4 protein-coding genes are annotated in these 2,537 nt (G+C 39.8%); 2 read left to right on the plus strand and 2 right to left on the minus strand.

Annotated elements, in window-relative coordinates; translation table 11 throughout:
* Positions 1 to 123: 123 nt before the first annotated feature.
* Together LBH98_03655 and LBH98_03660 are read left to right on the plus strand one after the other, a co-directional pair.
* The gene (locus LBH98_03655; GenBank protein MDR0303852.1) at positions 124 to 564 is read left to right on the plus strand and encodes a transposase family protein; all 441 of its coding nucleotides are present in this window, start codon (positions 124 to 126) and stop codon (positions 562 to 564) included.
* Positions 561 to 953: a transposase gene (locus LBH98_03660; GenBank protein MDR0303853.1), complete on the plus strand. Its 393-nt coding sequence runs from the start codon at positions 561 to 563 to the stop codon at positions 951 to 953. The genes LBH98_03655 and LBH98_03660 overlap by 4 nt, the downstream gene beginning before the upstream one ends.
* Positions 954 to 1,067: 114 nt before the next feature.
* Here the strand turns inward: LBH98_03660 and LBH98_03665 are convergent, their stop codons facing one another.
* Both LBH98_03665 and LBH98_03670 read right to left on the minus strand, forming a co-directional pair.
* Entirely contained in the window at positions 1,068 to 2,273 is a 1,206-nt protein-coding gene (locus LBH98_03665; protein MDR0303854.1) for an ISAzo13 family transposase, read from the minus strand.
* Between the two features lie 53 nt (positions 2,274 to 2,326).
* Positions 2,327 to 2,537 (minus strand): hypothetical protein (locus LBH98_03670; protein MDR0303855.1); only part of this gene is annotated, 211 nt, incomplete at its 5' end.

The following is a 2,537-nucleotide window of genomic DNA, read 5'->3' on the forward strand; positions in this document are numbered from 1 at the left end:
TACTCAGGGAAAAGGGGCTGAGTATATGAAAGAAGCGTTGGAATATCTAAAAATATTAGAAGAAGTAGATAAGACCTGTTCTAAAACCTTCCAAGAAGGAGAAAGATATGATATAATATAGATATGGATAACAAAAAAAGAATAGAGAAATTAAAAGAGAGGGAATATCAAGAACTGTTCGGGGTAGCGAAAGGCACATTTGACAAAATGTTAGAGATACTGGGAAGTGCATATAAGGAGTTGCACAAAGATGGCGGTCGCCCACCGCGCCTGAGCGTACTTGATAAATTAGTAATCATGCTGGGATATTACCACGATTACCGTACAATGGCGAACATAGCATTTGATTACGAAGTATCGAAAAGCCGAATAAGCGACGCGGTAAAATGGGTGGAAAACACACTCATAGAAGACGGAGCATTTGCGTTGCCGTCGAAACGGGAACTGATAAAAGCCAATACAGAGATAGTGATAGCGGTAGTGGATGTAAAAGAACAGGAAACGGAGCGTCCTAAAAAAAACAGAAAGAGTCATACTCGGGGAAACAAAAATGTCACACAATAAAAGATTTGGTTGTGATAAACGGTCAAACCAGCGAGATAATCTGTGTGAGCGGGGCGAAAGGTTCGGTACATGACTTTGAGATGTTCAAAGAGAGCGGCATTCATCTGCTTGACGACATTTTGTGCGTCGGAGATAAAGGTTTTCAGGGAATATGCGAATTTCACGCGTTTAGTGTGACGCCGTTCAAGAAGCCGAAAGGCGGCAAACTGACCCCTGAGCGGAAAAAATTCAACAGCAGTTTATCCAAATACAGAATCAGAATCGAGCATGTCAACCGTCGCATCAATTGTTTCAAAATGTTCAAATACTGTTATCGTAACAAACAGAAAAAGCATTTATTTCGTTTTTCCTTAATTTGTGGGCTCTACAACTACGAATTGAGGTTTTAGAACAGGTCTAATATAGATAATTTTTACCGGCAGTTAAAATCCGGTAAAAAAACTTATCCCGAAGGGACTAATCTATTGGAAGCTAAGGAACAGTAAGAAAATAAATTGAACAAATCAGCGTGGAAAAATACGATAATTCCAAGATTCAAAGGGAGGTATTTTATCCAACCTTATCTTTGCGAAATCGTCATCGGAGACTTTTTTAGCGAGTTTGTATTCAGCATCGTCACGAACACAAATAACCTCAAGCCCAGTAGTTGTCGAGGTCGAACCGATTAACTCAACTGCTGTTTGAACGTCAATCAACGGCTTACCTTGCCAGTTTTTGGAAATATAGCAGAACAGTCTATGCTCAACTTTATTCCATTTGGAAGCACCGGTTGGGAAGTGCGATACTTCGAGTTCCAAACCTGTACGGTCGGCAAATTGCTGTAGTTGATACTTCCACATTCGTGCTCTGCAACCGTTGCTTCCGCCACTGTCAGCTGTTATATAGATTTTATTTTGCTCTGGAAACGTGTGCTTACCTACGGTTTCCCACCAACGCGATATACTTTCAACGGCAAATTCACTTGTATCGTGACTAACCCCAACATTAACAAAACCAGTATTGTTGTTGAGATTGTAAACGCCATACGGCGAAATCTTGCCGAGTTCGTCAATAGGGAAATCATGGTCGAGTACCTTTCGAGGTTGCTTTTTAGCCTTTCGAGGTTGCTTTTTAGGTCGGTATTCACTGCCGTTATTTTTGAAGTTTCCGATTTTCTCTTTCTTCTTCGTGTCAACCGAAATCACTGGTACACCTACTTTTATATACTCTGCCGCTCTGCTGTTTATGTGTTCAAACTGTGCGTTTCTGTCAGGGTGGGGTTCGCCTATTTGCAGCATTTTCTGATTTACTTGCTTGCTGTACTCCATTCGTTCAAGCATGACCCCTACCGTCATGTGGCTCACATATATACTGTCTTTTTCTAACTCTCTTTGAATTTTTCTCAGACTTTCCGTTGTATATGACAACACCCTCATTGGGTCGCCATATGTTTTTTCCTCTATTATCTTGCGGATTTTTTCCTCTATGTCTGGGTAATTTTCTTCTGCTGTTTTTCGTCCCCCGCCGCTTCGTCGTATTGATTCCTCGTTTGACGCCTCTTTTTTCAGTTCCCCTATTCCCTTTGTTATTGTTGTGCGTGATACTTTACTTATTTGACTGACTTTGCTTATTCCGCCTCGTCCGTATGACATAGCTTCATTTGCCAGATATAGTCGCTTTTGTCGTTCATCAAGCAACGGTAACATTCGTATTATTCTTTCTTCCATAATATTTTCTCCATTCTTTTTTCTTGAAAATATTATAGCACTTTTTCCCTCTTTGTTCAACTTATTTTCTTACTGTTCCTTAATATTATAGAATAATCCGTATCATCTGTAATACAAATCATTTTTATGTCATCATCTTTCCCAATAAAATCCAATCTTCCAAATGATGTTGACATTGTCAGCTCGTCTAATTTTGATGTTAAAGTTTCATTTTCTCTTGTTATAGAAACATCTACGGGGCAAGCCACTCGTATTACCGTATATGGA

This window comes from Chitinispirillales bacterium (assembly GCA_031254455.1).
Taxonomy (GTDB): Bacteria; Fibrobacterota; Chitinivibrionia; order Chitinivibrionales; family Chitinivibrionaceae; genus WRFX01.

What these genes read in the sequence shown, in the direction of transcription:
- LBH98_03655 (MDR0303852.1), top strand. Translation starts at nt 124, where the DNA reads ATGGATAACAAAAAAAGAATAGAGAAATTAAAAGAGAGGGAATATCAA.